The sequence below is a fragment of the Streptomyces sp. NPDC004435 genome (assembly GCF_042873895.1).
In the GTDB taxonomy this organism is placed as follows: domain Bacteria; phylum Actinomycetota; class Actinomycetes; order Streptomycetales; family Streptomycetaceae; genus Streptomyces.
Window position 1 is genome coordinate 23,304 of record NZ_JBIAMB010000001.1, and the last position, 23,112, is coordinate 46,415.

At 73.4% G+C, this 23,112-nt stretch carries 20 protein-coding genes and 1 tRNA gene; 14 read left to right on the forward strand and 7 right to left on the reverse strand.

What is annotated here, in order from left to right; genetic code table 11:
* Positions 1–75 precede the first annotated feature (75 nt).
* From ACFYT9_RS00115 to ACFYT9_RS00125, 3 genes are read left to right on the forward strand one after another with little or no spacing between them, the layout of a single operon-like run.
* On the forward strand, positions 76–951 hold the full coding sequence (locus ACFYT9_RS00115; protein ID WP_376603414.1) for an FAD binding domain-containing protein: 876 nt from the start codon (positions 76–78) through the stop codon (positions 949–951).
* Positions 948–2,444 (forward strand): (2Fe-2S)-binding protein, encoded by a 1,497-nt coding sequence (locus ACFYT9_RS00120; protein WP_389159932.1) that lies wholly within the window; start codon positions 948–950, stop codon positions 2,442–2,444. The genes ACFYT9_RS00115 and ACFYT9_RS00120 overlap by 4 nt, the downstream gene beginning before the upstream one ends.
* Positions 2,441–4,768: a xanthine dehydrogenase family protein molybdopterin-binding subunit gene (locus tag ACFYT9_RS00125; RefSeq protein ID WP_387274585.1), complete on the forward strand. Its 2,328-nt coding sequence runs from the start codon at positions 2,441–2,443 to the stop codon at positions 4,766–4,768. The genes ACFYT9_RS00120 and ACFYT9_RS00125 overlap by 4 nt, the downstream gene beginning before the upstream one ends.
* A 142-nt stretch (positions 4,769–4,910) precedes the next feature.
* Here ACFYT9_RS00125 and ACFYT9_RS00130 read toward each other — a convergent pair whose 3' ends face one another.
* Both ACFYT9_RS00130 and ACFYT9_RS00135 read right to left on the reverse strand, forming a co-directional pair.
* Positions 4,911–5,303: a hypothetical protein gene (locus ACFYT9_RS00130; RefSeq protein ID WP_389159934.1), complete on the reverse strand. Its 393-nt coding sequence runs from the start codon at positions 5,301–5,303 to the stop codon at positions 4,911–4,913.
* A 55-nt stretch (positions 5,304–5,358) separates the two neighbouring features.
* A tRNA-Cys gene (locus ACFYT9_RS00135) sits at positions 5,359–5,433 on the reverse strand.
* A gap of 270 nt (positions 5,434–5,703) precedes the next feature.
* On the opposite strand from ACFYT9_RS00135, the gene ACFYT9_RS00140 reads away from it, so the two are divergent.
* The 9 genes from ACFYT9_RS00140 to ACFYT9_RS00180 all read left to right on the forward strand — a co-directional run bounded on the left by ACFYT9_RS00140 (position 5,704) and on the right by ACFYT9_RS00180 (position 15,498).
* Positions 5,704–6,114 (forward strand): hypothetical protein, encoded by a 411-nt coding sequence (locus ACFYT9_RS00140; protein WP_376601469.1) that lies wholly within the window; start codon positions 5,704–5,706, stop codon positions 6,112–6,114.
* Positions 6,115–6,134: 20 nt separating this feature from the next.
* Positions 6,135–8,501 carry a hypothetical protein gene (locus ACFYT9_RS00145; RefSeq protein WP_389159936.1) on the forward strand — a complete coding sequence of 789 codons (2,367 nt, stop codon included), beginning with the start codon at positions 6,135–6,137 and terminating at the stop codon, positions 8,499–8,501.
* A gap of 4 nt (positions 8,502–8,505) precedes the next feature.
* The gene (locus tag ACFYT9_RS00150) at positions 8,506–9,177 is read left to right on the forward strand and encodes a hypothetical protein (protein ID WP_389159938.1); all 672 of its coding nucleotides are present in this window, start codon (positions 8,506–8,508) and stop codon (positions 9,175–9,177) included.
* An 82-nt stretch (positions 9,178–9,259) separates the two neighbouring features.
* Entirely contained in the window at positions 9,260–10,717 is a 1,458-nt protein-coding gene (locus ACFYT9_RS00155; RefSeq protein WP_389159940.1) for an MFS transporter, read from the forward strand.
* Positions 10,718–10,757: 40 nt separating this feature from the next.
* Entirely contained in the window at positions 10,758–10,958 is a 201-nt protein-coding gene (locus tag ACFYT9_RS00160; RefSeq protein ID WP_376601462.1) for a CopG family transcriptional regulator, read from the forward strand.
* Positions 10,955–11,353 (forward strand): type II toxin-antitoxin system death-on-curing family toxin, encoded by a 399-nt coding sequence (locus tag ACFYT9_RS00165; RefSeq protein ID WP_389159942.1) that lies wholly within the window; start codon positions 10,955–10,957, stop codon positions 11,351–11,353. Before ACFYT9_RS00160 ends, ACFYT9_RS00165 begins: the two co-directional genes overlap by 4 nt.
* Positions 11,354–11,490: 137 nt before the next feature.
* A complete protein-coding gene (locus tag ACFYT9_RS00170) occupies positions 11,491–13,284 on the forward strand; it encodes a DEAD/DEAH box helicase (protein WP_376601458.1) in 1,794 nt (597 codons plus the stop codon).
* Between the two features lie 430 nt (positions 13,285–13,714).
* On the forward strand, positions 13,715–14,356 hold the full coding sequence (locus tag ACFYT9_RS00175) for an IclR family transcriptional regulator (protein WP_376599112.1): 642 nt from the start codon (positions 13,715–13,717) through the stop codon (positions 14,354–14,356).
* A 359-nt stretch (positions 14,357–14,715) separates the two neighbouring features.
* Positions 14,716–15,498, forward strand: coding sequence for a S16 family serine protease (locus tag ACFYT9_RS00180; RefSeq protein WP_389159944.1), 783 nt, complete (start codon positions 14,716–14,718; stop codon positions 15,496–15,498).
* Here the strand turns inward: ACFYT9_RS00180 and ACFYT9_RS00185 are convergent.
* From ACFYT9_RS00185 to ACFYT9_RS00195, 3 genes are all read right to left on the reverse strand, one after another.
* On the reverse strand, positions 15,431–16,771 hold the full coding sequence (locus ACFYT9_RS00185) for an MFS transporter (protein ID WP_389159946.1): 1,341 nt from the start codon (positions 16,769–16,771) through the stop codon (positions 15,431–15,433). The two genes, ACFYT9_RS00180 and ACFYT9_RS00185, sit on opposite strands and share 68 nt — an antisense overlap.
* 297 nt (positions 16,772–17,068) lie before the next feature.
* A complete protein-coding gene (locus ACFYT9_RS00190; protein WP_389159948.1) occupies positions 17,069–17,674 on the reverse strand; it encodes an ArsR/SmtB family transcription factor in 606 nt (201 codons plus the stop codon).
* Between the two features lie 90 nt (positions 17,675–17,764).
* Positions 17,765–18,241 (reverse strand): Lrp/AsnC family transcriptional regulator, encoded by a 477-nt coding sequence (locus ACFYT9_RS00195; RefSeq protein WP_376599104.1) that lies wholly within the window; start codon positions 18,239–18,241, stop codon positions 17,765–17,767.
* 121 nt (positions 18,242–18,362) lie between these two features.
* Here ACFYT9_RS00195 and hppD point away from each other — a divergent pair, with 121 nt between their 5' ends.
* Positions 18,363–19,508 carry a 4-hydroxyphenylpyruvate dioxygenase gene (hppD, locus tag ACFYT9_RS00200; protein WP_389159950.1) on the forward strand — a complete coding sequence of 382 codons (1,146 nt, stop codon included), beginning with the start codon at positions 18,363–18,365 and terminating at the stop codon, positions 19,506–19,508.
* Between the two features lie 51 nt (positions 19,509–19,559).
* On the opposite strand, the gene ACFYT9_RS00205 is transcribed toward hppD, so the two are convergent.
* Complete coding sequence (locus ACFYT9_RS00205) at positions 19,560–21,041, reverse strand: tetratricopeptide repeat protein (RefSeq protein ID WP_389159952.1); 1,482 nt, start codon at positions 21,039–21,041, stop codon at positions 19,560–19,562.
* A gap of 98 nt (positions 21,042–21,139) precedes the next feature.
* Between ACFYT9_RS00205 and ACFYT9_RS00210 the strand changes: the two genes are divergently transcribed.
* The gene (locus tag ACFYT9_RS00210; RefSeq protein WP_389159954.1) at positions 21,140–22,516 is read left to right on the forward strand and encodes an FAD-binding oxidoreductase; all 1,377 of its coding nucleotides are present in this window, start codon (positions 21,140–21,142) and stop codon (positions 22,514–22,516) included.
* A gap of 16 nt (positions 22,517–22,532) precedes the next feature.
* Here ACFYT9_RS00210 and ACFYT9_RS00215 read toward each other — a convergent pair whose 3' ends face one another.
* A complete protein-coding gene (locus ACFYT9_RS00215) occupies positions 22,533–23,027 on the reverse strand; it encodes an SsgA family sporulation/cell division regulator (RefSeq protein ID WP_376599096.1) in 495 nt (164 codons plus the stop codon).
* Between the last annotated feature and the right edge of the window lie 85 nt (positions 23,028–23,112).

Sequence of the window (23,112 nt, forward strand, 5' to 3'; positions counted from 1 at the left end):
CCGTGCGCCCGCTCGCACGCGCGGCGGCCGGGCACAGTCGGGGACGGACCGGGACAACCGGGAAGGGGCAGCGGGTTGACCACGCACGCACCACAGACGGCGCAGTCCGTGACGCTGCCCGCCTCGCTCGACGAGGCCGTGGCCGCGCTCACCGCCATGCCGGCCGCCGTGCCCGTCGCCGGCGGCACCGACCTGATGGCGGCCGTCAACCGCGGCCAGCTCCGCCCCGCCGGGCTCGTCGGCCTCAGCCGCATCAACGAGATCCGCGGCTGGCAGTACCAGGACGGCCACGCCCTCCTCGGCGCCGGCCTCACCCACGCGCGCATGGGCCGCCCCGACTTCGCCGCCCTCATCCCGGCCCTCGCCGCCGCCTCCCGCGCCGCGGGACCGCCCCAGATCCGCAACGCCGGCACCCTCGGCGGCAACGTCGTCACCGCCGCGCCCACCGGCGACTCGCTGCCCGTGCTCGCCGCGCTGGAGGCCGACCTCGTCGTCATCGGCCCGCTCGGCAGCCGCGAGATCCCCGTCTCCCACCTCCTCGCCGGCCGCGACCTGCTCGCCCCCGGCGAGCTCGTGGCCTTCGTCCGGGTGCCGCTGCTGCACGCCCCCCAGGTCTTCCTCAAGGCCACCGGCCGCACCGGCCCGGCCCGCGCCACCGCCTCCGTCGCCGTCGTCCTCGACCCGGCCCGGCGCGGAGTCCGCTGCGCCGTCGGCGCGGTCGCCCCGATGCCGCTGCGCCCGCTGGAGGCCGAGCGCTGGATCGCGTCCCTGGTCGACTGGGACAACGACCGGGGGCTCGCCCCGGAGGCGCTGACCGCCTTCGGCGAGTACGTCGCCGCCGCCTGCGTCCCCGATCCGCCGGGCGACGAGCAGCTGCCGCCCGCCGTCCTGCACCTGCGGCGCACCGTCGCCACTCTCGCCCGCCGGGCACTGGGGAGGGCCCTGTCGTGAGCACCAGCAACCACGAGCCGCACGAGACCGCGGCCCAGGCCGCGCCGGGCGGCTGGGAGCCGATCCCGCAGAGCGAGGGGTACGACGAGGGCGCGACCGCCTTCGTCCACCTGCCGCCGGAGTTCATGCTGGACGGGGTGCCGCTGGAGGCCCCCGGCCACGGGTACACGCCGCCGATGATCGTGCCCCTCCAGCCGCTGCCGCAGGCGGAGCGGGCCGGCGAGGGCGTGGAGTTCTTCGCGCCGGAGCAGGGCCCCTTCACGGAGGGGCCCGAGCCGCTGCCGCACGGGTACGGCGAGGAGTCCGCCGGCGGGCCGATGGCGCGTCCGTACATGGAGCACGACCCGCACGCGACGGCGGAGTGGCACTTCGGCGGGACGGGCCAGTGGGAGGTCCCGCCGGTGCCGGAGGCGCCGTCGCACGACTTCGCGGCCGGGCACGTCACCGAGGCGCCCGTCGCACAGGCGCCCGCTGAGGTGCCCTTCGCGGAGGCGCCCACCGAGGTGCCCGAGCCCGTCTCGTACGAGCAGGCGCCGCCGACCCTGCCGGGCGGCGCGCCGGCGCCGTGGGCGGCCCCCGGGCCCGTAGAGGAGCCGGCCGCCGAGCAGGCCGCGGAGTTCGCGGGGAAGTTCGGCGGGGAGTACACCGAGCGAGCCGTCGAGGGGTACACCGAGGAGTACGCGGAGGAGTACGCCGGGGAGTACGCGGACGGAGCCGCCGAGGAGTCCGCCGGAGAACCGGACGCCGAGGTCCAGGCCCAGGCCCAGGCCCTGGCCGGTCCCGACGCCGGGCCCGACGCCGCGTCCGAGCCCCCGGCCGGGCCCGCGCCCGACCGCGAGCCGGAGCCCGAGGCCGCCGAGGCGGCGGCGACCGCCGCGGCGGAGCCCGAGGCCGTGCCGGACGCCCCGGTGCCCTCGTACACCTCCGTCGACAGCGACGAGCACCCGCACACCTCGTACGTCCTGCGGGTCAACGGCGCCGACCGGCCCGTCACGGACTCCTGGATCGGCGAGTCGCTGCTCTACGTGCTCCGCGAGCGGCTCGGCCTCGCCGGGGCCAAGGACGGCTGCTCGCAGGGCGAGTGCGGCGCGTGCAACGTCCAGGTCGACGGGCGGCTCGTCGCCTCCTGCCTGGTGCCGGCCGCCACCGCCGCCGGCTCCGAGGTGCGCACGGTCGAAGGGCTCGCCGTGGACGGCGAGCCGTCCGACGTGCAGCGGGCGCTCGCCCGCTGCGGCACCGTCCAGTGCGGCTTCTGCATCCCCGGCATGTGCATGACCGTGCACGACCTGCTCGAAGGCAACCACGCCCCCACCGAGCTGGAGACCCGCCAGGCCCTCGCGGGCAACCTCTGCCGCTGCTCCGGCTACAAGGGCGTGCTCCAGGCCGTCGAGGACGTCGTCGCCGAGCGCGGGGCCGCCGCCGAGCACGCCACCGCGGGCGAGGACGACGCCTCGCCCCGCATCCCGCACCAGCACGACGGAGGCAGGGCGTGAGCAGCGACGCGACGACCGCCATTCCCACGCTCCCCTTCGCGGAGGCCGCCGGGGCCGCGCCGGAGCCCGAGACCCCGCTCCTCGGGCTCGGCGCCTCCCTCCCGCAGGCCGACGCCCGCGCCAAGGCCGAGGGCACCTTCCCGTACGCCGCCGACCTCTGGGCCGAGGGCCTCCTCTGGGCCGCGATCCTGCGCTCCCCGCACGCCCACGCCCGGATCGTCTCCGTCGACACCTCCGCCGCCGAGGCCATGCCCGGCGTCCGGGCCGTGGTCACCGCCGCCGACGTGCCCGGCACGGCCACCTACGGGCGGCGCGTCGCCGACCGGCCCGTCTTCGCCGACGGCCTGGTCCGGCACCACGGCGAGGCCATCGCCGCCGTCGCCGCCGACCACCCCGACACCGCCCGGCTCGCCACCGCCGCCATCCTCGTCGAGTACGAGCTCCTGGAGCCCGTCACCGACCCGGAGAAGGCGTTCGCCGCCGAACCGCTCCACCCCGACGGCAACCTGATCCGGCACATCCCGCTCGCCTTCGGCGACCCCGAGGCCACCGGCGAGGTCGTCGTCGAAGGGCTCTACCGGGTCGGCCGCCAGGACCCCGCCCCCATCGGCGCCGAGGCCGGCCTCGCCGTCCCCCGCCCCGACGGCGGCGTCGAGCTCTACACCGCCTCCACCGACCCGCACACCGACCGCGACCTCGCCGCCGCCTGCTTCGGCCTCGCCCCGGACCAGGTCAAGATCGTCGTCACCGGAGTCCCCGGCGCCACCGGCGACCGCGAGGACCCCGGCTTCCAGATCCCGCTCGGCCTGCTCGCGCTGCGCACCGGCTGCCCGGTGAAGCTCACCGCCACCCGCGAGGAGTCCTTCCTCGGCCACGCCCACCGCCACCCCACCCTGCTGCGCTACCGCCACCACGCCGACGCCGAGGGCCGGCTGCTCAAGGTCGAGGCGCAGATCCTCCTCGACGCGGGCGCCTACGCCGACTCCTCCTCGGAGTCCCTGGCCGCCGCCGTCGCCTTCGCCTGCGGCCCGTACGTCGTCCCGCACGCCTTCGTCGAGGGCTGGGCGGTCCGCACCAACAACCCCCCCTCCGGCCACGTCCGGGGCGAGGGCGCGATGCAGGTGTGCGCCGCGTACGAGGCCCAGATGGACAAGCTCGCCGGCCGGATCGGCGTCGACCCCGCCGAGCTGCGCATGCGCAACGTCCTGTCCACCGGCGATCTGCTGCCCACCGGGCAGACCGTCACCTGCCCCGCCCCGGTCGCCGAACTCCTCTCCGCCGTACGGGACTTCCCGCTGCCCGCCCTCCCCAAGGACACCCCCGAGGAGGACTGGCTGCTGCCCGGCGGCCCGGAGGGCGCGGGCGAACCCGGGGCCGTCCGCCGGGGCGTGGGATACGCGCTCGGCATGGTCCACATGCTCGGCGCCGAGGGCACCGACGAGGTCTCCACGGCCACCGTCCGGGTCCTCGACGGCGTCGCCACCGTCATCTGCTCGGCGGTGGACACCGGTTCGGGCTTCTCCACCCTCGCCCGCCAGATCGTCCAGGAGACCCTGGGCGTCGACGAGGTCCACGTCGCCCCCGTCGACACCGACCAGCCCCCGGCCGGCGCCGCCACCCACGGCCGGCACACCTGGGTCTCCGGCGGCGCCGTCGAGCGCGCCGCCAAGATGGTCCGCACCCAGCTCCTCCAGCCGCTGGCCCACAAGTTCGGCATGTCGACCGAGCTGCTCCAGATCAGCGACGGCAAGATCACCTCGTACGACGGCGTCCTCTCGACGACGGTCGCCGAGGAGATGGACGGCAAGGAGCTGTGGGCCACCGCGCAGTGCCGCCCGCACCCCACCGAGCCGCTGGACGAGTCCGGGCAGGGCGACGCCTTCGTCGGCCTCGCCTTCTGCGCGATCCGCGCGGTGGTCGACGTCGACATCGAGCTCGGCGCGGTCCGGGTCGTGGAGATGGCCGTGGCCCAGGACGTCGGCCGGATCCTCAACCCCGCCCAGCTCGCCACCCGCATCGAGGCCGGCGTCACCCAGGGCGTCGGCGCGGCCCTCACCGAGAACCTGCGCACCGCGCGCGGTCTGGTCCGCCACCCCGACCTCACCGGCTACGCCCTGCCGACCTCGCTGGACGCCCCGGACATCCGGATCGTGAAGCTCGTCGAGGAGCGCGACGTCGTCGCCCCCTTCGGGGCGAAGCCGGCGAGCGCCGTCCCCGTCGTCACCTCGCCGGCCGCGGTGGCGGCGGCGGTCCGCGCGGCGACCGGCCGCCCGGTCAACCGCCTCCCGATCCGCCCCCAGTCGGCGGTGGCGGCGAACGCATAGGGCCGAGGAGGCCGGGCGACGGGCGGGCGACGGGCGGGTGATGCCCCCGCCGGCGGTCGGCCGCTCGATGCCGCCCGCTCGTCGCCGGCCGCCCGCCGAGGCGGTGGCGCGGTCCGGGCCGGTCCGGTGCGGGCCGGGTCGGTCAGTCCTCCGCGGTCCCGGCGATCTCCACCCGGGAGGTCAGCTGGGAGAGCACCAGCACGGTGCCGCGCGTGAGGAGCGCGGCGAGCAGGATCGTCCCCCACCCCGCGATGTGCATCGGCGAGACCTTCGGCCCCAGCCAGGACAGCAGCCACCAGATCAGCGCGTCCTGCGCGAACCCGATCCCCCCGAACACGGCGAGCATCGGCACCGGCACCCGCCCGGAGGGCCCGACATACACGAGCTGGGTGAGCACGACCATCACCAGCGTCGTGATCAGCAGGGCGAGGACGGCGTCGACGGTCTCCCCGTCGAAGGTGATGCCGGGCAGCAGCCATCCGGCCGCGAAGACCCCTATGAGGGTGCCCAGCCTGCGTCTGAAGTGATCGTTCATGCGGCGGACTGTGACACAGGGGCGGGCCCCGTGGAAGGGATGTATGTCGGACAGTTGGAGACCGTGGCGGGATTCGAACCCGCGTCACTCGCTTTGCAGACGAGCCCCTGAACCACTCGGGCACACGGTCGTGTCGGTGTGGCGACAACGACGACGTTACGGGGGCTCGGGGGAGGGGCTCAAGGGGGATCGGGGGTGTGCCACGGGACTGCAACACGGCTGCCACATTGCGTTCATGATGGGGGGACGTGGTCGTGGCGCGCTCGATAGCGGGAGTGAATTTTCGGTCAGGCGGCTGGTTCGGTACTGCTTTGCACCCGGCCGGAACTCGATGCGTACGTCTGTGCGTGCCCATGTGCATGCGTAAACTCCGGCTCCTCAAAGGCGGACGGGGGGAAGCGTGACGTTCGAGGACGAGTGGGCCCGGGCGAAGGGCGCCGCGATGCGGCTCAACGGGGTGCCGGCCGACCCGGGGCGGTGGAGTCCCGGTGTCGACCTCTCCGTGAAGCAGGACCACCTCGGCGCGATCGGCCACGCCGCCTACGAGCTGCACGGCCGGCTCGCCAGGGACGGGAACCACGCCCGTATGGACAGCGCGGAGGCGGTGACCGCGCTGTCCGCCCACGGGTTCCGTACGGCAGCGGCTCTGGAGACCGTCCACGAGACCTGGGGGTTCCAGCTCCGCACGCTGCTGCACGCCGTCGCCCACATCTCCAACCACCTCGACCACAGCGTGGCCTCGCACGCGAAGGACGACGCGGAGATCGCCACCTCCCTCTCCGTGTCCAAGATCAGCGAGTACTTCAAGTAGCGGAGAGGGACGGAAAGACGGTGCTCACCTTCGACGACGTGCTCCGGGCCCCCCTCGGCCGGCTGAAGGACGCGGCCGACCGCTGGGCCGAGATGAAGCGCAAGCTGGACGAACTCGCCCAGGACGCGCACCTGACGATGGCCACGCAGGCCAGGGCGGAGGACTGGCGCGGCCTGAACGCCGAGGTCACGAAGCCGTTCATCGACAAGACCACGCAGGAGTTCAGGGACGCGGCCAAGGCGGCGGACGGCATCCGCAGGATCCTGGAGGACGGCTACGGCGCCTTCAAGAGGGCCCAGGGCGAGCTGAAGAAGATCACGGAGGTCGAAGCCCCCGCCCAGGGGCTCGTGGTGAAGGCGAACGGGACCGTGGAGGTCCGCCGCCCGATCGCCGAGAACACCGCCGCCCGCCACGACCCGGCCTTCGAATCGGCCCTCCGCAAGGAGGAGGCCGAGGTGGCCGCCATGAAGCGGCGCATCGACGCGATCGTCGAGACCTGCGACGACGCCGACGTGGCCTGCGCGAACGCGCTGCGGGCCAACATCACCGGCGACGCCCACAACTTCAGCGCCCCGAAGTACACGAGCCTCGACGCCGAGGAGGCCGCCCGCGCCGCCGAACTGGCCCGGAAGGGCCGGGACCTCACGCACGCGGAGCTGGAGCGGCTCAACGAACTGCTCGCCGACAACCGGAAGGCGGGGGAGTTCTCCCGGAACTTCTACGACCGGCTCGGCGCCAAGGGTGCGCTGGAGTTCTTCGGCGAGCTGGCGTCCGACACCGGCGGGCAGGGCTCGCCGGAACGGGACAAGGAGCGCCTGGCGGACGTCCAGGCCCTCCAGAAGAACCTGGGCCTCAACCTCGCGAACGCCACACGCGGGGACGAGGCGTGGGCCAAGGAGTGGTCCGCCGAGCTGCGGAAGCTCGGCACGGAGCGCGTCCCGCTCCCCTCACGGCCCGACGGCACCGGCCCGTACGGCTACCAGCTGCTCGGCGGGCTCCTCCGCCACGGCGACTACCACCCGAAGTTCCTCGTCCCGATCGCCGAGCACGTCACCCAGCTCCACGCGAAGGAACCGGACCTCTTCAAGCCCGACCGCACGCTGCTGGGCCCACGCTCCGAGGGCACGTACAACCCCTCCGGAGTCAACGGGCACGGCTACGACCCGGTGATCCCGGTGCTGGAGGCGCTCGGACACAGCCCGGAGGCGGCGAAGCAGTTCTTTTCGGCCGAACCCACGGCGTACGAGCGGGACGGGAGGGTGGGCGGGACGCTGGATCTTGGACAGGACAAGGACGGCAAGGACGTCAGGGGCTATCTCGACTACTTCGCCTCAGAGAAGTACGCGTCCTTCTCTGACAACGTCAGCGGGGACGACGCCTCGAAGGCCAAGGACTACATGCCGGACGCACTGGGGCACGCGCTGGAGGCGGCGACGCTCGGGCACGCCTGGGACGATCCGCACCCTGAACTCCGTAGGGACGAGACAAGCGCCACGATCATGAAGGATGTCGTGGCGATCTACTCTGGCGACGCCGAGTTCGTCAAGAAGCACCACTCAGCTCTGGCCGACAGTCTGGGCAACATGGGGGCCGGGTACATCGACGACCTGAGCTGGGCACTGACCGACAATGACCCGAAGTCGCCCTATGCGCCGGACGTCGAGGGCAAGTCGCTGAGGGATGCAGCTGACATCGCGGCGCGCCATCCGAAGTTCGGCGAGCAGGGCGCCGTCGATTTCCTGAGCGTCCTCGGCCAGTACCCGGACGCGTACGCGACCATGTCCACGGCGGACCGCCTCTACACCGTGAGCATGCTGGAGGCGCAGGTCGGCGCCGATGGGCGGATCAACGAGAGCGATGCCATCGAGGCAGCGCGCAGGGGGGCTCAGCTTCAGGGGGTCCTGGACGAGTCCCGCGCCGGCCAGATCAAGGCCGAGGGCGAGAAAGCCATCGAGGACTACGAGAAGGCGCAGGAAGAGCGAGGGGCGTGGGTGCAGTTCGGGGCGACCGCCGCCATCGCGGCGGGCGTCGCCTTCGTGCCGGCCACCGCTGCCGCCGCGGGTGCTGCCGCGATTCTCGTCCCGCTCGCGGTCGACACCGGCTCGGGAGCCTTGGAAACGCTTGCCGGTGTGGTCGTGGGGGACTGGTCCGAGAAGTCCAAGGAGGAGTTCAAGGACTCCACGGAGGACAAGGTCGGTGAGGACAGGGAAGCCGTGTACACGGCAGGCAGGCACAGTGCGCTTTCCCCTTCGAAGCATTTCGCCGACGCCCATGCCGGTCAGGGGAGCAATGGGTTCGAGGGGACCCTCGGGCTTGCCGCCGGACTCGGCTACACCGAGGGCAACTCGCTCGCCGGCCAGGTCGGCCACGGACCGGAGACGGGGTGAGTACGTGCGGCTGCTGAGGACTTCCTCGGGAAGGGCGATGAGGAGTGCTGCCTCCGGGCTGGCCGTGTGTCTTCTCGCCACCGCTTGCGGCGGGGAGAAGGAACCGGAGCCGGAACGCGTCGTGGCAGAGCAGCAGTGCGATGGCACCCTCTCGCCGGACGCGGCGCGGGCCCTGGAGACCGTGCTGAACACGAAGCGGTTCTCGGACGACCCGAGGGGCGGGTTGGAGCGAGCTACGAGCGCGCTGGTCGAGGACTACCCCGAGTCCTGGAGGAGGACGCCGGCACACTCCCTGTGCCGTACCTCTCCCCCTACAGGCATGGCCGAGGTCGAGATCGAATTCCGCCTTCTCCGGCGGGACGCCGATCTTCCCGGAAATCAGCATGCGGCGGACCTGCATCCCTACGACATGGGAGTGGAAGCCCTGTCCGGGCCGAGAGCGGCGCAGCTCTACGTCAGGTGTGTCAGTTCTGGGCTCGGGGGGTCCGACAAGCGCCCCGCCCTCATCATGGCGCAGCTCGATTTCCTCAGGTCCAAGCTCCCCGACACCGTCCCCATCCGAGAAGCGAACCTCACCATCCTCCACTCCACCACCCTCGCCGTCGTCCGCGAGCTCGGCTGTGAGAACGACGCCGGTCTGAGCGAGAAGCCCGTTTTCAAGGCGCTGCCCGAGTAGCGGAGACGTAGGACCAAAGGGGGAAGCGCGCATCCGTCCCGCGACAGGGGTCATCCACGGCTACGGCCCTTACCCTGTGGGAATGAGCGCCCTTGAACCCCGTGAGGCCGGCACCGACGCCGGGCCCATAGCCGCCGTCGACGCACCCCGTGGCTCCGTCCTGGACGGGGCCCATCGCGCGCTCAGCGTCGGGATCGTCTCCGTCGTGCTGCTCGTCGCGTTCGAGGCGACGGCGGTCGGGACGGCGATGCCGGTGGCGGCGCGGGAGCTGAACGGCGTGTCGGTGTACGCGTTCGCGTTCTCCGCGTACTTCACGACCAGCCTCTTCGGGATGGTCGTGGCCGGGCAGTGGTCCGACCGGAACGGGCCGCTCGTGCCGCTGACGGCCGGGATGAGCGCCTTCGCGGCCGGGCTGGTGCTGTCGGGGACGGCGGGCGGGATGGGGGTGTTCATCCTCGGGCGGGCCGTGCAGGGGCTCGGCGGCGGGCTGGTGATCGTCGCGTTGTACGTGGTCGTCAGCCGGGCGTACGAGGAGCACCTGCGGCCCGCGATCATGGCGGCGTTCGCCGCGGCCTGGGTCGTGCCGTCCGTGGTCGGGCCGCTCGCCTCCGGGACGATCACCGAGCACCTGGGGTGGCGGTGGGTCTTCGTCGGGATCCCGGCGCTGGTCGTGCTGCCGCTCGCCCTCGCGCTCCCGGCGATCCGCCGGACCGCCTCCGGGCCCGCCGACCCCTCGGCGCCGCTCGCGCCCTGGGACCGGCGCCGGATCCTGCTGGCCCTCGCGATCTCGGCGGGCGCCGGGCTCCTCCAGTACGCGGGGCAGGAGCTGCGCTGGCTGTCGCTGCTGCCCGCCGTCGTCGGCGCGGCGCTGCTCGTGCCGGCCGTGCGCGGGCTGCTGCCGCGCGGCACGGTCCGGGCGGCGCGCGGGCTGCCGGCCGTGATCCTGCTGCGCGGTGTGGCCGCCGGGTCCTTCATCGCGGCCGAGTCGTTCGTGCCGCTGATGCTCGTCACCCAGCGCGGGCTCAGCCCGACGCTCGCGGGGCTCTCGCTGGCCGCCGGCGGACTGACCTGGGCGCTCGGATCCTGGATCCAGTCGCGGCCGTGGACGGAGCCGTACCGGGAGCGGCTGGTCGTGCTCGGGATGCTGCTCGTCGCGCTCGCGATCGCCGCCGCTCCGAGCGTGCTGCTGCCGGCGGTGCCGGTGTGGGTGGTCGCCGTCGCCTGGGGCTTCGGCTGCCTCGGCATGGGTGTGGTGATCGCCTCGACGAGCGTGCTGCTGCTGAAGCTGTCGCCGCCGGAGGAGGCCGGGGCGAACTCCGCGGCGCTCCAGATCTCCGACGGGCTCTCGAACGTGCTGCTGCTCGCCGTCGGCGGCGCGGCCTTCGCCGCGCTGGGCGGGGGCGCGGCCGGACACGCGGTCGCCACCGCCGGCGACGCCTCGCACCCGGGCGCCTTCGTGGTCGTCTTCCTGCCGATGGCGGGGGTCGCGGCGGCGGGGGCGTGGGTGGCGACGCGGCTGCGAGGGCATGCCGCACCGTGAGTGGTACCACTCTGACCCCACCGGGCGGTACCGTTCTGGTATGGCCATGAACCTGCGTCTTCGCGACGACCAGACGGAAGCCCTCAAGCTGCGCGCCGAGCAGGAGGGCACCAGCATGCACGCCATACTCCTCAGGGCGGTCGACGACTATCTGTCCCGCACCGCGCAGGAGGCGATCGTGCGGAAGACGGCCATGGATCAGGCGGCCAAGTGGCACGAGCTGATGGAGCGGCTGAAGTGAGCTGCGTCTACCTGTCCACGGAGGACGTCCTGGTCGTCGCCGAGCACGCGGTCGACGACCAGAAGGTCGTCGTCCGGGACGCGGGGCTGCTGGACTCCGCCGTGCACCGGCCGTCGGCGGCGATGTTCGGCGAGGAGGCGTACCCCGATCTCCTCACGAAGGCCGCGGCCCTGCTCCAGTCGCTCGCCGTGAACCATCCGTTCGTCGACGGGTACAAGCGGACGGCCTGGCTGTCCTGCGTCACCTTCCTCGCCATGAACGGCGTCCAGCTCCGGCCGGACATCGACGCGGCGGAGCGCCTGGTCATCGCCGTGGCGACCGGTGAGACCGACGACGTCGCGGCCATCACGGACGGCCTGCGCGCCTTGATCGACACGGACGACCGCGGCGCGTGACACCGGCGTGAGGTGGGTCGCAAAGGGCGCGCCTCCGCACCGTTTCGATCGAGGTTCCGCCCGCCCCGCCGGTAAGGTGGCCCGGTTGTCATATCTGGACGAGCGTCTGGACGAGCGTCGAACCGTGACCGGAGATCGTGACTACCACCACCGCCACCTCCTCTCATCACCTCTCTCCCGCCTTCCCCGGCCGTGCTCCCTGGGGCACCGCCAACAAGCTGCGAGCCTGGCAGCAGGGCGCGATGGAGAAGTACATCCAGGAGCAGCCCCGTGACTTCCTCGCGGTCGCCACACCCGGCGCCGGCAAGACCACCTTCGCGCTGACCCTCGCGTCCTGGCTGCTGCACCACCACGTCGTGCAGCAGATCACCGTCGTCGCCCCCACCGAGCACCTGAAGAAGCAGTGGGCGGCGGCCGCGGCGCGGATAGGGATCAAGCTGGACCCGGAGTACAGCGCCGGGCCGCTCAGCAAGGAGTACGACGGCGTCGCCCTCACGTACGCCGGCGTCGGCGTACGGCCCATGCTCCACCGCAACCGCTGCGAACAGCGCAAGACCCTCGTCATCCTCGACGAGATCCACCACGCCGGTGACTCGAAGTCCTGGGGCGAGGCGTGCCTGGAGGCGTTCGAGCCCGCCGCGCGGCGGCTCGCCCTCACCGGCACGCCCTTCCGCTCCGACACCAACCCGATCCCCTTCGTGACGTACGAGGAGGGGAACGACGGCATCCGGCGCTCCTCCGCCGACTACACCTACGGATACGGGAACGCGCTCGGCGACGGCGTCGTCCGGCCGGTCATCTTCCTCTCCTACAGCGGCAACATGCGCTGGCGGACCAAGGCCGGCGACGAGATCGCCGCCCGGCTCGGCGAGCCGATGACCAAGGACGCCATCTCGCAGGCCTGGCGCACCGCGCTCGACCCGCGCGGCGACTGGATGCCGAACGTGCTCCGCGCCGCCGACCAGCGCCTCACCGAGGTACGGAAGTCGATCCCGGACGCGGGCGGCCTGGTGATCGCATCCGACCAGGACTCGGCCCGCTCCTACGCCAAGCTGATCCGCGAGATCACCGGCACCAAGGCGACCGTCGTGCTCTCCGACGAGGCCGCCTCCTCGGACCGCATCGACGAGTTCAGCGAGAACACCGACCGCTGGATGGTCGCCGTCCGCATGGTGTCCGAAGGCGTCGACGTGCCCCGCCTCGCCGTCGGCGTGTACGCGACGACCATCTCCACGCCCCTGTTCTTCGCGCAGGCCGTCGGCCGCTTCGTGCGATCGCGCAGGCGCGGCGAGACCGCGTCCGTGTTCCTTCCCACCATCCCGAACCTCCTCGGCTTCGCCAGCGAGATGGAGGTCGAGCGCGACCACGTGCTCGACAAGCCGAAGAAGGAGGGCGAGGAGGACCCGTACGCCGAGTCCGAGAAGGAGCTCGCCGAGGCCGAGAAGCAGCAGGACGAGGACACCGGCGAGCAGGACATGCTGCCCTTCGAGGCGCTGGAGTCCGACGCCGTCTTCGACCGCGTCCTCTACAACGCCGCCGAGTTCGGCATGCAGGCGCACCCCGGCAGCGAGGAGGAGCAGGACTACCTCGGCATCCCGGGTCTGCTCGAACCCGACCAGGTGCAGCTGCTGCTCCAGAAGCGGCAGGCCCGGCAGATCGCGCACAGCCGCAAGCGGCCGGACAGCGAGGCGGACCTGCTGGAGCTTCCGGCGGAGCGGCGCCCCGTCGTTTCCCACAAGGAGCTGCTCGAACTGCGCAAGCAGCTCAACACGATGGTCGGCGCGTACGTCCACCAGAGCGGCAAGCCGCACGGCGTGATCCACACCGAGCTGCGGCGGGTCTGCGGCGGGCCGCCGAGCGCCGAGGCCACCGCCGGGCAGATCCGCGAGCGGATCAAGAAGGTGCAGGAGTGGGCCACCCGGATGCGGTGACCCCGGCGGCCGTGACACCGGCCCGGGACATGGGAGAGGCCCGTACGACGGCGGTCGTACGGGCCTCTCCGCCGTTCCGTGCGAAGCGGTCCGGCACCGGGGCCGGCCCCCACGGACGGCCATCCGGCACCCTCCACGCTACGGGCACGACATAGCCGCATCTGTCAGCCAAAGTCCCGAGGAGGGCCGACGAAGGTCCTGAACCGTCCGCATCCGGTCGCTCGCGCCCGGATTCTGGACGAGGTCTTCCGCTGAGCGGAGCGGGTCGCTACTGTCCCCGCACAAAGCAACCGCCCCGTGGCAGCGCCGCCGCGGAGCGCAGCCGGTGTACCCCTTCCTGCCGGCGGCCTCTGACGTGCGTCGCCGACGGGACCGGCGCCGCGAACCCCGTGGGAGCCCGCCGTCACTCACCTTCGAAGGAGAGGGCGTCGTGACCGCGGAGACCTCCCAGACGCTCGACAGAGGACTCAGAGTCCTCAAGCTGCTCGCCGACACCGACCACGGCCTGACGGTCACCGAGTTGTCCAACAAACTCGGTGTCAACAGGACCGTGGTCTACCGTCTGCTCGCCACGCTCGAACAGCACGCCCTCGTCCGCCGCGACCTCGGCGGCCGGGCCCGCGTCGGCCTGGGCGTGCTGCGCCTGGGCCGACAGGTCCACCCGCTGGTGCGGGAGGCGGCCCTGCCCGCGCTGCGCTCGCTCGCCGAGGACATCGGCGCGACCGCGCACCTCACGCTCGTCGACGGGGCGGAGGCGCTCGCCGTCGCCGTCGTCGAGCCCACCTGGACGGACTACCACGTGGCCTACCGGGCCGGCTTCCGGCATCCGCTGGACCGGGGCGCGGCAGGCCGGGCCATCCTCGCCGCCCGCCAGGGCACCCTGATCGACCCCGGCTTCACCCTCACCCACGGCGAGCTGGAGGCCGGGGCGAGCGGTGCGGCGGCCCCGCTGGTCGGCGTGACCGGCGTGGAGGGCAGCGTCGGCGTCGTCATGCTGGCGGACGCGGTGCCGGAGCGCGTCGGCCCCCGCGTCGTGGACGCGGCCCGCGAGGTCGCGGACGCGCTGCGGTAACCACCGGGGCGCCGTACGCGGGGAGGGGGCATCCGTACCGGCACGGGTGCCCCTTTCGCCTGCCGCGGGGCGGCGAGGACCGCGCCCCGCGCCCGCCGGCCGACCCGCCCCAAGGGCCGTGGCGCGGCCGCGTGGCCCGCCGGAGGGCCCCGGACTCCAGCGTGCCCCCGAAGGCCCCAGACGGCCCCGAGGGCGGTGAAGGGCGCGCGAGGGCGGTGGACGGCGTACAAGCGGTCGCGGGTCACGGCTTCGCGGCCGGCCACCGCACGGGGCGCGACCTTCCTCGGCCACGGGGCGGCCCGCGCCCGCCGGTGACCTCCGGCCAGTAGATTGGGTGCGTGCTCTCCCGTCTCTCCCGTATGCCCCGGTCCCGAGTGCTCGCGGCGTGCGCCGTGCCCGTCGTGGCGCTGGTCGCCGTGGCGGGCCTCGCGCCGCTGCCGTTCGCCATCGCCCAGCCCGGGTCCACCGCCGACGTCCTCGGGAAGGACAAGGGCCGGGAGGTCATCACGATCACCGGCGCCCCGGTCCGGCCCACCACCGGCCAGCTGCGGATGACGACCATCCTCGCCACCGGCCCCGGCACCGACGTGGACCTCGGGGACGTGGCCGACGCCTGGTTCCGGACCGACCGGGCGGTGCTGCCGCACGACTCCGTCTACCCGCCGGGGAAGTCCGACGCCGAGATCGAGAAGCGGAACCTCGGGCAGATGAAGCAGTCCCAGGACGCCGCCGCCCTCGCCGCCCTCGGCTACCTCGACCTCGACCCGAAGCAGGTGAAGGTGGACCTCCACCTCGCCGACGTCGGCGGGCCGAGCGCCGGGCTGCTCTTCGCCCTCGGCGTCGTCGACAAGCTCGACGGGGACGGCGACGGCGGCGAGCTCACCGGGGGCAGGAACGTCGCCGGTACGGGCACGATCGCGTCGGACGGGAAGGTCGGCGCGGTCGGCGGCGTCTCCCTCAAGACCCAGGCCGCCGCGCGCGACGGCGCCACCGTCTTCCTCGTACCGAAGGACGAGTGCTCCGACGCGGAGGCCGAACTCCCCGACGGCATGCGGCTCGTGCCCGTCTCCACCCTCAGCGACGCGGTGGCGTCCCTGCGGGCCCTGGGGCAGGGGCAGGACGCGAAGGTTCCGGCCTGCTAGCCGCCGCGTCCGCCGTCGCCGGCCCGGCGTCCAGACCGCGCCAGGCGGGGAACACCGCCGGGGCCAGCGTCACCAGGAAGTAGAGCGCCGCGACCCCGAGCAGCGTCGCCGTCAGCCCCGCCCGCTCCACCACGAGACCCGTCACCAGGCCCCCCAGCGGCGTCGCCATCAGGACCCCCGCCGTACTGGCGCCGGCCACCCGGCTGCGCAGCTCCTCCGGCACCCGCTCGTACATCACGGTCGCCAGGATCGGGTTGAGCACCCCGGCGCCGAGCCCCGCCGTCACCGCCACCACGAGGAGCGGCGCCACCGTCCCCGTCAGCGCCGCCACCACGAACAGCGGGGCGCCGGTGAGGACGAAGCCGACCGTGAAGACCCCCCGGCGCGGGAAGCGGTGCCCCACCGCGCCGTAGAGCAGCGCCCCGGTGAGCGCGCAGCCCGCGAAGACGGCGACCAGCAGACCCTGCGCCGCGGGGCCGCCCAGGTTCTCCTTGGCGTGCAGCGGCAGGAGCACCGAACTCCAGCTCAGCGCCAGCCCGTTGGTGACCATGACCATCAGCGTGATGCCGAGCATCAGCCGGTCCCCGAAGAGGTACGCGTACCCCTCCCGCAGGTCCGCGCGGTAGCGCGCGGCGGAGAGCGGCGGCCCGTCCCGGCGCGGCGCGGCGGCGGCGAACCGGCGCAGCCCGGCGGCCGTGAGCGCGGCCGACACCCCGAACGTGGCCGCGTCGAGGAGGAGCACCGTGTCCGCGCCGACCGTCGCCACCAGCACGCCGCCGAGCGCCGCGCCGCCCATCCGCGCTCCGCGCGACACCGCGTCGTACAGGCTCGCGGCCCGCGACAGCGGCGTCCCGGCCCGCGTGGCGAGGTCCGGCAGAAGGACGTGCCTGGCCGTCTCCCCGGGGGCGTGGAAGAGCCCGCTGACCCCCATCAGCACGCACAGCATCCAGTAGGAGAGGAGGCCGGCGTGGTGCAGCACCGGGATCGCGGCGAGCGCGACTCCGCACACCACGTCGGACGTGACGCCGACCCGCCGCCGGCCGATCCGGTCGACGACCGGCCCGCCGGCGATCGCGGACAGCACCACCGGCAGGGCGGCGCAGAAGGCGACGAACCCGGCCTTGCCGGGGGAGCCCGTGGTCTCCAGGGCGAACCACGGCACGCCGATCAGCGTGAGCGAATTGCCCGCGATCGAGATCGCGTTGGCGGTCAGGACGGTGAACAGGGGCCTCTTGTCCGCCCCCTTGAGCTGCGTTCCCCCTGGCGCGCTCATGCGGCGGTCGTCCGGTGCGGGGGGAGGTGGATGGCGGCGTGCATGTCTCGCGGTCCCTTCCGTGCGGTGGGTGCGGGGGTGCGGGCATGCGGGCGTGCGGGCGTGCGATGGGGGGCCGCTGCGCGGGGCCGTCCCCCACCCCGCCTGAATGTCGGCCCGCCCGGCGCTTGAGGGCACGGCCGCAGGCCGTACGGGGGTCTGGGGGCTCGCCCCCGGTTCGGGAAGGGGCGGGGTGGGGAAGGGCTCCGCGCAGCGGCTTTCGCGCCCCCGCGCCCCCGCCCCCGCACCCCCGCCCCCTCACTCCTCGCGCTGCGGAAACGCGTGCAGGTGGAGCCGTACGCGCGCCGCGTCCGGCGCCTGGGCCTCGGGGCTGTCGCGGTACTCGTCGATGAGGGCGTGCATGCGTGCGGAGAGCTCGCGCAGGGCGGCCGGCGGCAGCCGTACGGCGAAGTCGCTCATGTCCGCCGCGCCGGACCAGGCGTCGTCCCAGTCGTGGCGGGTCGCGATCCAGGTGGACAGTTCCTGGGTGTGGCTGGAGGCCACCTCGTGCAGCAGGAGGTCGGCGGCGCCCCGCACCTCGGGGTCCGGGTCGCGGTAGAGCGAGTCGTCCCAGCTGATGCCCTGCTGGACCGCCTTCCACCAGCGCTCCCGTCCCTTGCCGCGGGTCGGGTCGTCCTCGACGAAGCGGTGGGCGGCGAGCTGGCGCAGGTGGTAGCTGGTGGCGCCGCTGGACTCGCCGAGGCGTTCGGCGAGCTGGGAGGCGGTGGCGGGTCCGGACTGGCGCAGGAGGCGCAGCATCTGGATGCGCAGGGGGTGGGCGAGACCGCGCAGGGAGCGCGGATCGAGCACACGGGTGTCGTGCGGCCGCGGGGTCTCGCGCGGGGCCTTCTCGGGCTCGGGCATGCCCTGAGCGTAGGCATGCAAAGAAGGTGTTGCAAGGGTTTCTTTGCAACACCTTCTTTGCAAGACCTTCTTCGCATCAGGGGCCGGGGGTCAGTCCGCCTCCCCCTCCGCCGCCTGCTCCACCAGCGGGATGATCCGCAGCGGCACCGCGTTCTCCATCACGATCGCCGTCGACGCCCGCACGATCCCCTCGAAGGCCACCACCTTGTCGATCACCCGCTGGAGGTCCGCGTTCGACCGCGCCACCAGCCGGCACAGCATGTCCCCGTGGCCCGTCGTCGTGTGCAGCTCCAGCACCTCCGGCACCGTCGCCAGGTGCTCCCGCACGTCCGCGCCCTGACCCTGCTTGATCTCCAGCGTCGCGAAGGCCGTCACCGGATACCCGAGGGCCGCCGGGTCCACCTGCGGGCCGAAACCGCGGATCACCCCGCTCGCCTGGAGCCGGTCGAGCCGCGCCTGGACGGTGCCCCGGGCCACCCCCAGCCGCCGCGACGCCTCCAGGACGCCGATCCGCGGTTCCCGCGCCAGCAGCACGATCAGCCGCCCGTCCAGATGATCGATCGCCACAGCACCCTCCGAATGGTCACGATGTACAAGTCGCCCGGCCATACTCGCTGGTCGCTGTACAGATTGCCCACCCCTGCGGCGAACTATTGCGCACCTTGCGGGTCGGCGGGACCCTCTTCCCATGACTGAGACCCTTGACCACACCCCTTCCACCGCGCGTGAGGCCGACCCCTTCCCGGTGAAGGGCATGGACGCGGTCGTCTTCGCCGTCGGCAACGCCAAGCAGGCCGCGCACTACTACTCCACGGCCTTCGGCATGAAGCTGGTCGCCTACTCCGGACCGGAGAACGGCAGCCGCGAGACCGCCAGTTACGTCCTCACCAACGGCAACGCCCGTTTCGTGTTCACCTCCGTCATCAAGGCGACCACCGACTGGGGCCGGTTCCTCGACGAGCACGTCGCCGAGCACGGCGACGGCGTCATCGACCTCGCCATCGAGGTCCCCGACGCCCGCGCCGCGTACGCCCACGCCGTCGCGCAGGGCGCCACCGGCCTCGTCGAGCCGTACGAGCTGAAGGACGAGCACGGCACCGTCGTCCTCGCCGCCATCGCCACGTACGGCAAGACCCGCCACACCCTCGTCGAGCGCTCCGGCTACACCGGCCCCTACCTCCCCGGCTACACCGCCGCCGCCCCGATGGTCGAGCCGCCGGCCAAGCGCACCTTCCAGGCGATCGACCACTGCGTCGGCAACGTCGAGCTCGGCAAGATGAACGAGTGGGTGGCGTTCTACAACGACGTCATGGGCTTCACCAACATGAAGGAGTTCGTCGGCGACGACATCGCCACCGAGTACTCCGCCCTCATGTCGAAGGTCGTCGCGGACGGCACCAAGAAGGTGAAGTTCCCGATCAACGAGCCGGCGATCGCGAAGAAGAAGTCGCAGATCGACGAGTACCTGGAGTTCTACAACGGCCCGGGCGTCCAGCACATCGCCCTCGCCACCAACGACATCGTCGCCACCGTGCGCGCGATGCGCGCCGCCGGCGTCGAGTTCCTGTCCGTCCCGGACGCCTACTACGACACCCTCGGCGAGTGGGTCGGCGACACCCGGGTGCCGATCGACGAGCTGCGCGAGCTGAAGATCCTCGCCGACCGCGACGAGGACGGCTACCTGCTCCAGATCTTCACCAAGCCGGTCCAGGACCGCCCGACCGTCTTCTTCGAGATGATCGAGCGCCACGGCTCCATGGGCTTCGGCAAGGGCAACTTCAAGGCCCTCTTCGAAGCCATCGAGCGCGAGCAGGACAAGCGCGGCAACCTCTAGGACCGGCTTCCGCGTCCGGGACGGGGCACGGGGCCCGTCCCGGACGCGAGGTCAACCCGCCTTCGTCTCCCGGGCCTCCGCCTTCTCCCTCTCCGCGTCCGCCTTCTGCTCCGCCTCCGCCCGCTCGGCGGCCCGGCGGTCCAGGTCCTCCCGCGACAGCGCGTCCTCCGGGACCGCGTCCAAGTCCGGTGCGCCCAGGCGCGCGAGCGCCGCCCGCGCCCGGGGGGCGTGCAGCGGCGAGAAGGACGGGTGGATCCGCAGCGCCTCCTCCAGATGCCGCCGGGCCGCCCCCGTCCGCCCGAGCGCACCCTCGATCTCGCCCAGGTGGTACGTGTACGAGGCGCTGCGCAGCCCCTCGTCGGTGGCCCGCCGGGCGTACGGCAGCGCCTCCTCCGGCTCGCCCGCCCGGTACAGCGCCCAGCCCAGCGCGTCCGCCACCGCCACCGACCGGTGGCCCCGCGCCCACGCGGCCTTCAGCCGGGCCACCGCCGCCGCCGGATCGCCGTGGTCGGCGTCGAGGAGACCGAGCACGACCTCGGTCGACGGCGAGGCCCAGCCGCCGCCCCGCAGCCGCGCGTACGCAGCCGCCGCGTCCCGGCCCAGGCCCAGCGCCTCGTCCAGCTCCCCGGACTCCAGGACGTACTCCGGCAGCGGCTGCCCGGCCAGCGCTCCCCGCCAGTCCCGCCGCGCCTCGTCGGTCCGCCCCAGCGCCGCCAGCGCCCGCGCCCGGCCCGCCAGCGCCGGCGCGTGGTCCCGGACGAACCGCAGCGCCGTCCCGTACCGCTCCAGCGCCTCGGCCGGCTCCCCGCGTTCCCACGCGAACTGCCCGAGCCGGGTGTGCGCCGCCGCCCGCTCCGCGTCCGTCGCCGCCAGCGCCGCCGCGTCCAGGGCCGTGGCGTCGGCGTCCTCCCGCCACCCCCGGTCCCGGTGGACCTGCGCCGCCCGGCCCCGCACCACCGACCCGCCGTGCAGCTCCTCCAGCCGCTCCATCGCCTTCCGGGCCGCCGGATAGTCCCCGAGGCCGTTGTACGCGTCGATGAGCAGCGGATACGTGTTCCACCGCCGCGGCGCGGCCTTCCTGACGCGCTCACCCCACTCCTTCGCGCCCTTCCAGTCGCCCCGCGCCCCCGCGAGCACCCCGAGCCCCAGCTGCGCGTCCACGTTCCCCCGCCCCGCCGGCAGCTCCGCCAGCGACCGGTTCAGCGCCCGCTCGGCCCGCGGCAGGTCCCGTACGTCCCCGAGCCGGGTGCCCCGCTCCGTGTAGGCCGCGCCCAGCACCGCCCAGGACGGCGCGTCGTCCGGGTGTCTCCTCAGCCACTTCTCCCGCTCCCCGATCAGCGCCACGAGGTCCGGCAGCGCCGCGGGCGCCCCCGCGTGCGCGGCGCTCGCCGCCCGCTCGGCCGGCCCCGGGGGCCGCGCCGCGTCCCGGTCCAGGAACTCCGGCAGGTACAGCAGCGCCGTCGCGGCGAGCACCGCCCCCACCCCGGAGGCGAGCACCACCCGCGACACGTTCTGGCTCTTCATGGGGCTCATGCGCCTCACTGTGCGCCCGGCCGCGCTCGTACGAAGAGCACACCGGCCACCCGCCCCGGCGGGTTCACACCGTTGGCCCCGAGTGCCAGGCTGGGGGCATGGACGATCTTCAGACGCTCCACGCGGCACTCCGCGCCGGGCTCCCCGCCGACGCCGTCCTCACCGACCCGGACGTGACGGCCTCCTACACCCACGACATGGCGAGCTTCTGCGACGCGGGCACCCCCGCGGTCGTCGTGCTGCCGCGCACCGTCGAACAGGTCCAGCACGTCATGCGGACAGCGACCGAGCACCGCGTCCCGGTCGTGCCGCAGGGCGCCCGCACCGGACTGTCCGGGGGCGCCAACGCCTCCGAGGGCTGTGTCGTGCTCTCCCTCGTCAAGATGGACCGCATCCTGGAGATCGACCCGGTCGACCGCGTCGCCGTCGTCGAACCGGGCGTGGTCAACGCCGTGTTGTCCCGCGCCGTCGACGCACACGGCCTGTACTACCCGCCGGACCCCTCCAGCTGGGAGTCCTGCACCATCGGAGGCAACATCGGCACCGCCTCCGGCGGGCTGTGCTGCGTCAAGTACGGCGTCACCGCCGAGTACGTCCTCGGCCTGGAGGTCGTGCTCGCCGACGGACGGCTCCTCACCACCGGTCGGCGCACCGCCAAGGGCGTGGCCGGATACGACCTCACCCGGCTCTTCGTCGGCTCCGAGGGCAGCCTCGGCATCGTCGTGAAGGCGACCCTCGCGCTCAAGCCGCGGCCGCCCGCCCAGCTCGTCCTCGCCGCCGAGTTCCCCTCCACGGACGCCGCCTGCGCCGCCGTCTGCGCGATCATGGAGAGCGGCCACACCCCGTCCCTCCTCGAACTCATGGACCGCACCACCGTCCGGGCCGTCAACCGGATGGCCAGGATGGGCCTCCCGGAGACCACCGAGGCGCTGCTGCTGTGCGCCTTCGACACGCCCGACCCGACCGCCGACCTCACCGCCGTCGGCGAGCTCTGCGCGGCCGCCGGCGCCACCGAGGTCGTCCCCGCCGCCGACGCCGCCGAGTCCGAACTCCTCCTCCAGGCCCGCCGGCTCTCCCTCACCGCCCTGGAGACCCTCAAGCCCGCCACGATGATCGACGACGTCTGCGTGCCCCGCACCCGGCTCGCCGAGATGCTCGCCGGGACCACCGCCATCGCCGAGAAGTACGCCCTCACCATCGGCGTCTGCGCCCACGCCGGCGACGGCAACACCCACCCCGTCGTCTGCTTCGACCACACCGACGAGGACGAGTCCCGGCGCGCCCGGGAGTCCTTCGACGCGATCATGGCGCTCGGCCTCTCCCTCGGCGGCACCATCACCGGCGAACACGGCGTCGGCGTCCTGAAGAAGGAGTGGCTGGCCCGCGAACTCGGGCCGGTCGGACTCGGGATCCAGCGGGAGATCAAGCGCGTCTTCGACCCGCTGGGCCTGCTCAACCCGGGCAAACTCTTCTGAGCCCACCGGTACGGGTTCACAGCTCGCCGTCCTGCGACTCGTCCGACGGCCACGGGTCGCGCAGCCACAGGTCGTCGCCGACCACCGTGGTCGCCAGCAGCTCCGCCAGCCCGTCGTCGATGCCCAGACGCTCCGACTCCGTGCCCGGCGGCACCGTGCGCAGGGTCCGCTCCAGCCAGGCGGACACCTGCGCCGACGGCGCCTCCAGGAGCGCGTCGCCGTCGGGCGAGGAGAGGGCCATCAGGATGACGCTGCGCCCGTCGAGCTTGGTCGGCCAGATCCGCACGTCCCCGTGACCGCACGCCCGGAAGACGCCCTCGACGAGGAGTTCACGGGCGAAGGTCCAGTTCACCGGGTGGTCGGAGCCGATGTGGAAGGTCATGTGCACGGCGTACGGATCGTCCGTGCGGTAGGCCAGCCGGGCCGGCACCGGGACCGAGCGCTCGGGGGACAGGACCAGCTTCAGCTCCAGCTCGCGCTCGACGGTGGTGGGCTCGGTGTTGTTCCGCATGGCTGCTGCCTCTCGGGTGGGGGCCCCGGACGGGCCTTCACCTGGAGAGAGCGCGGTCCCCGCGGTTCATTACGCGACTTCGGGA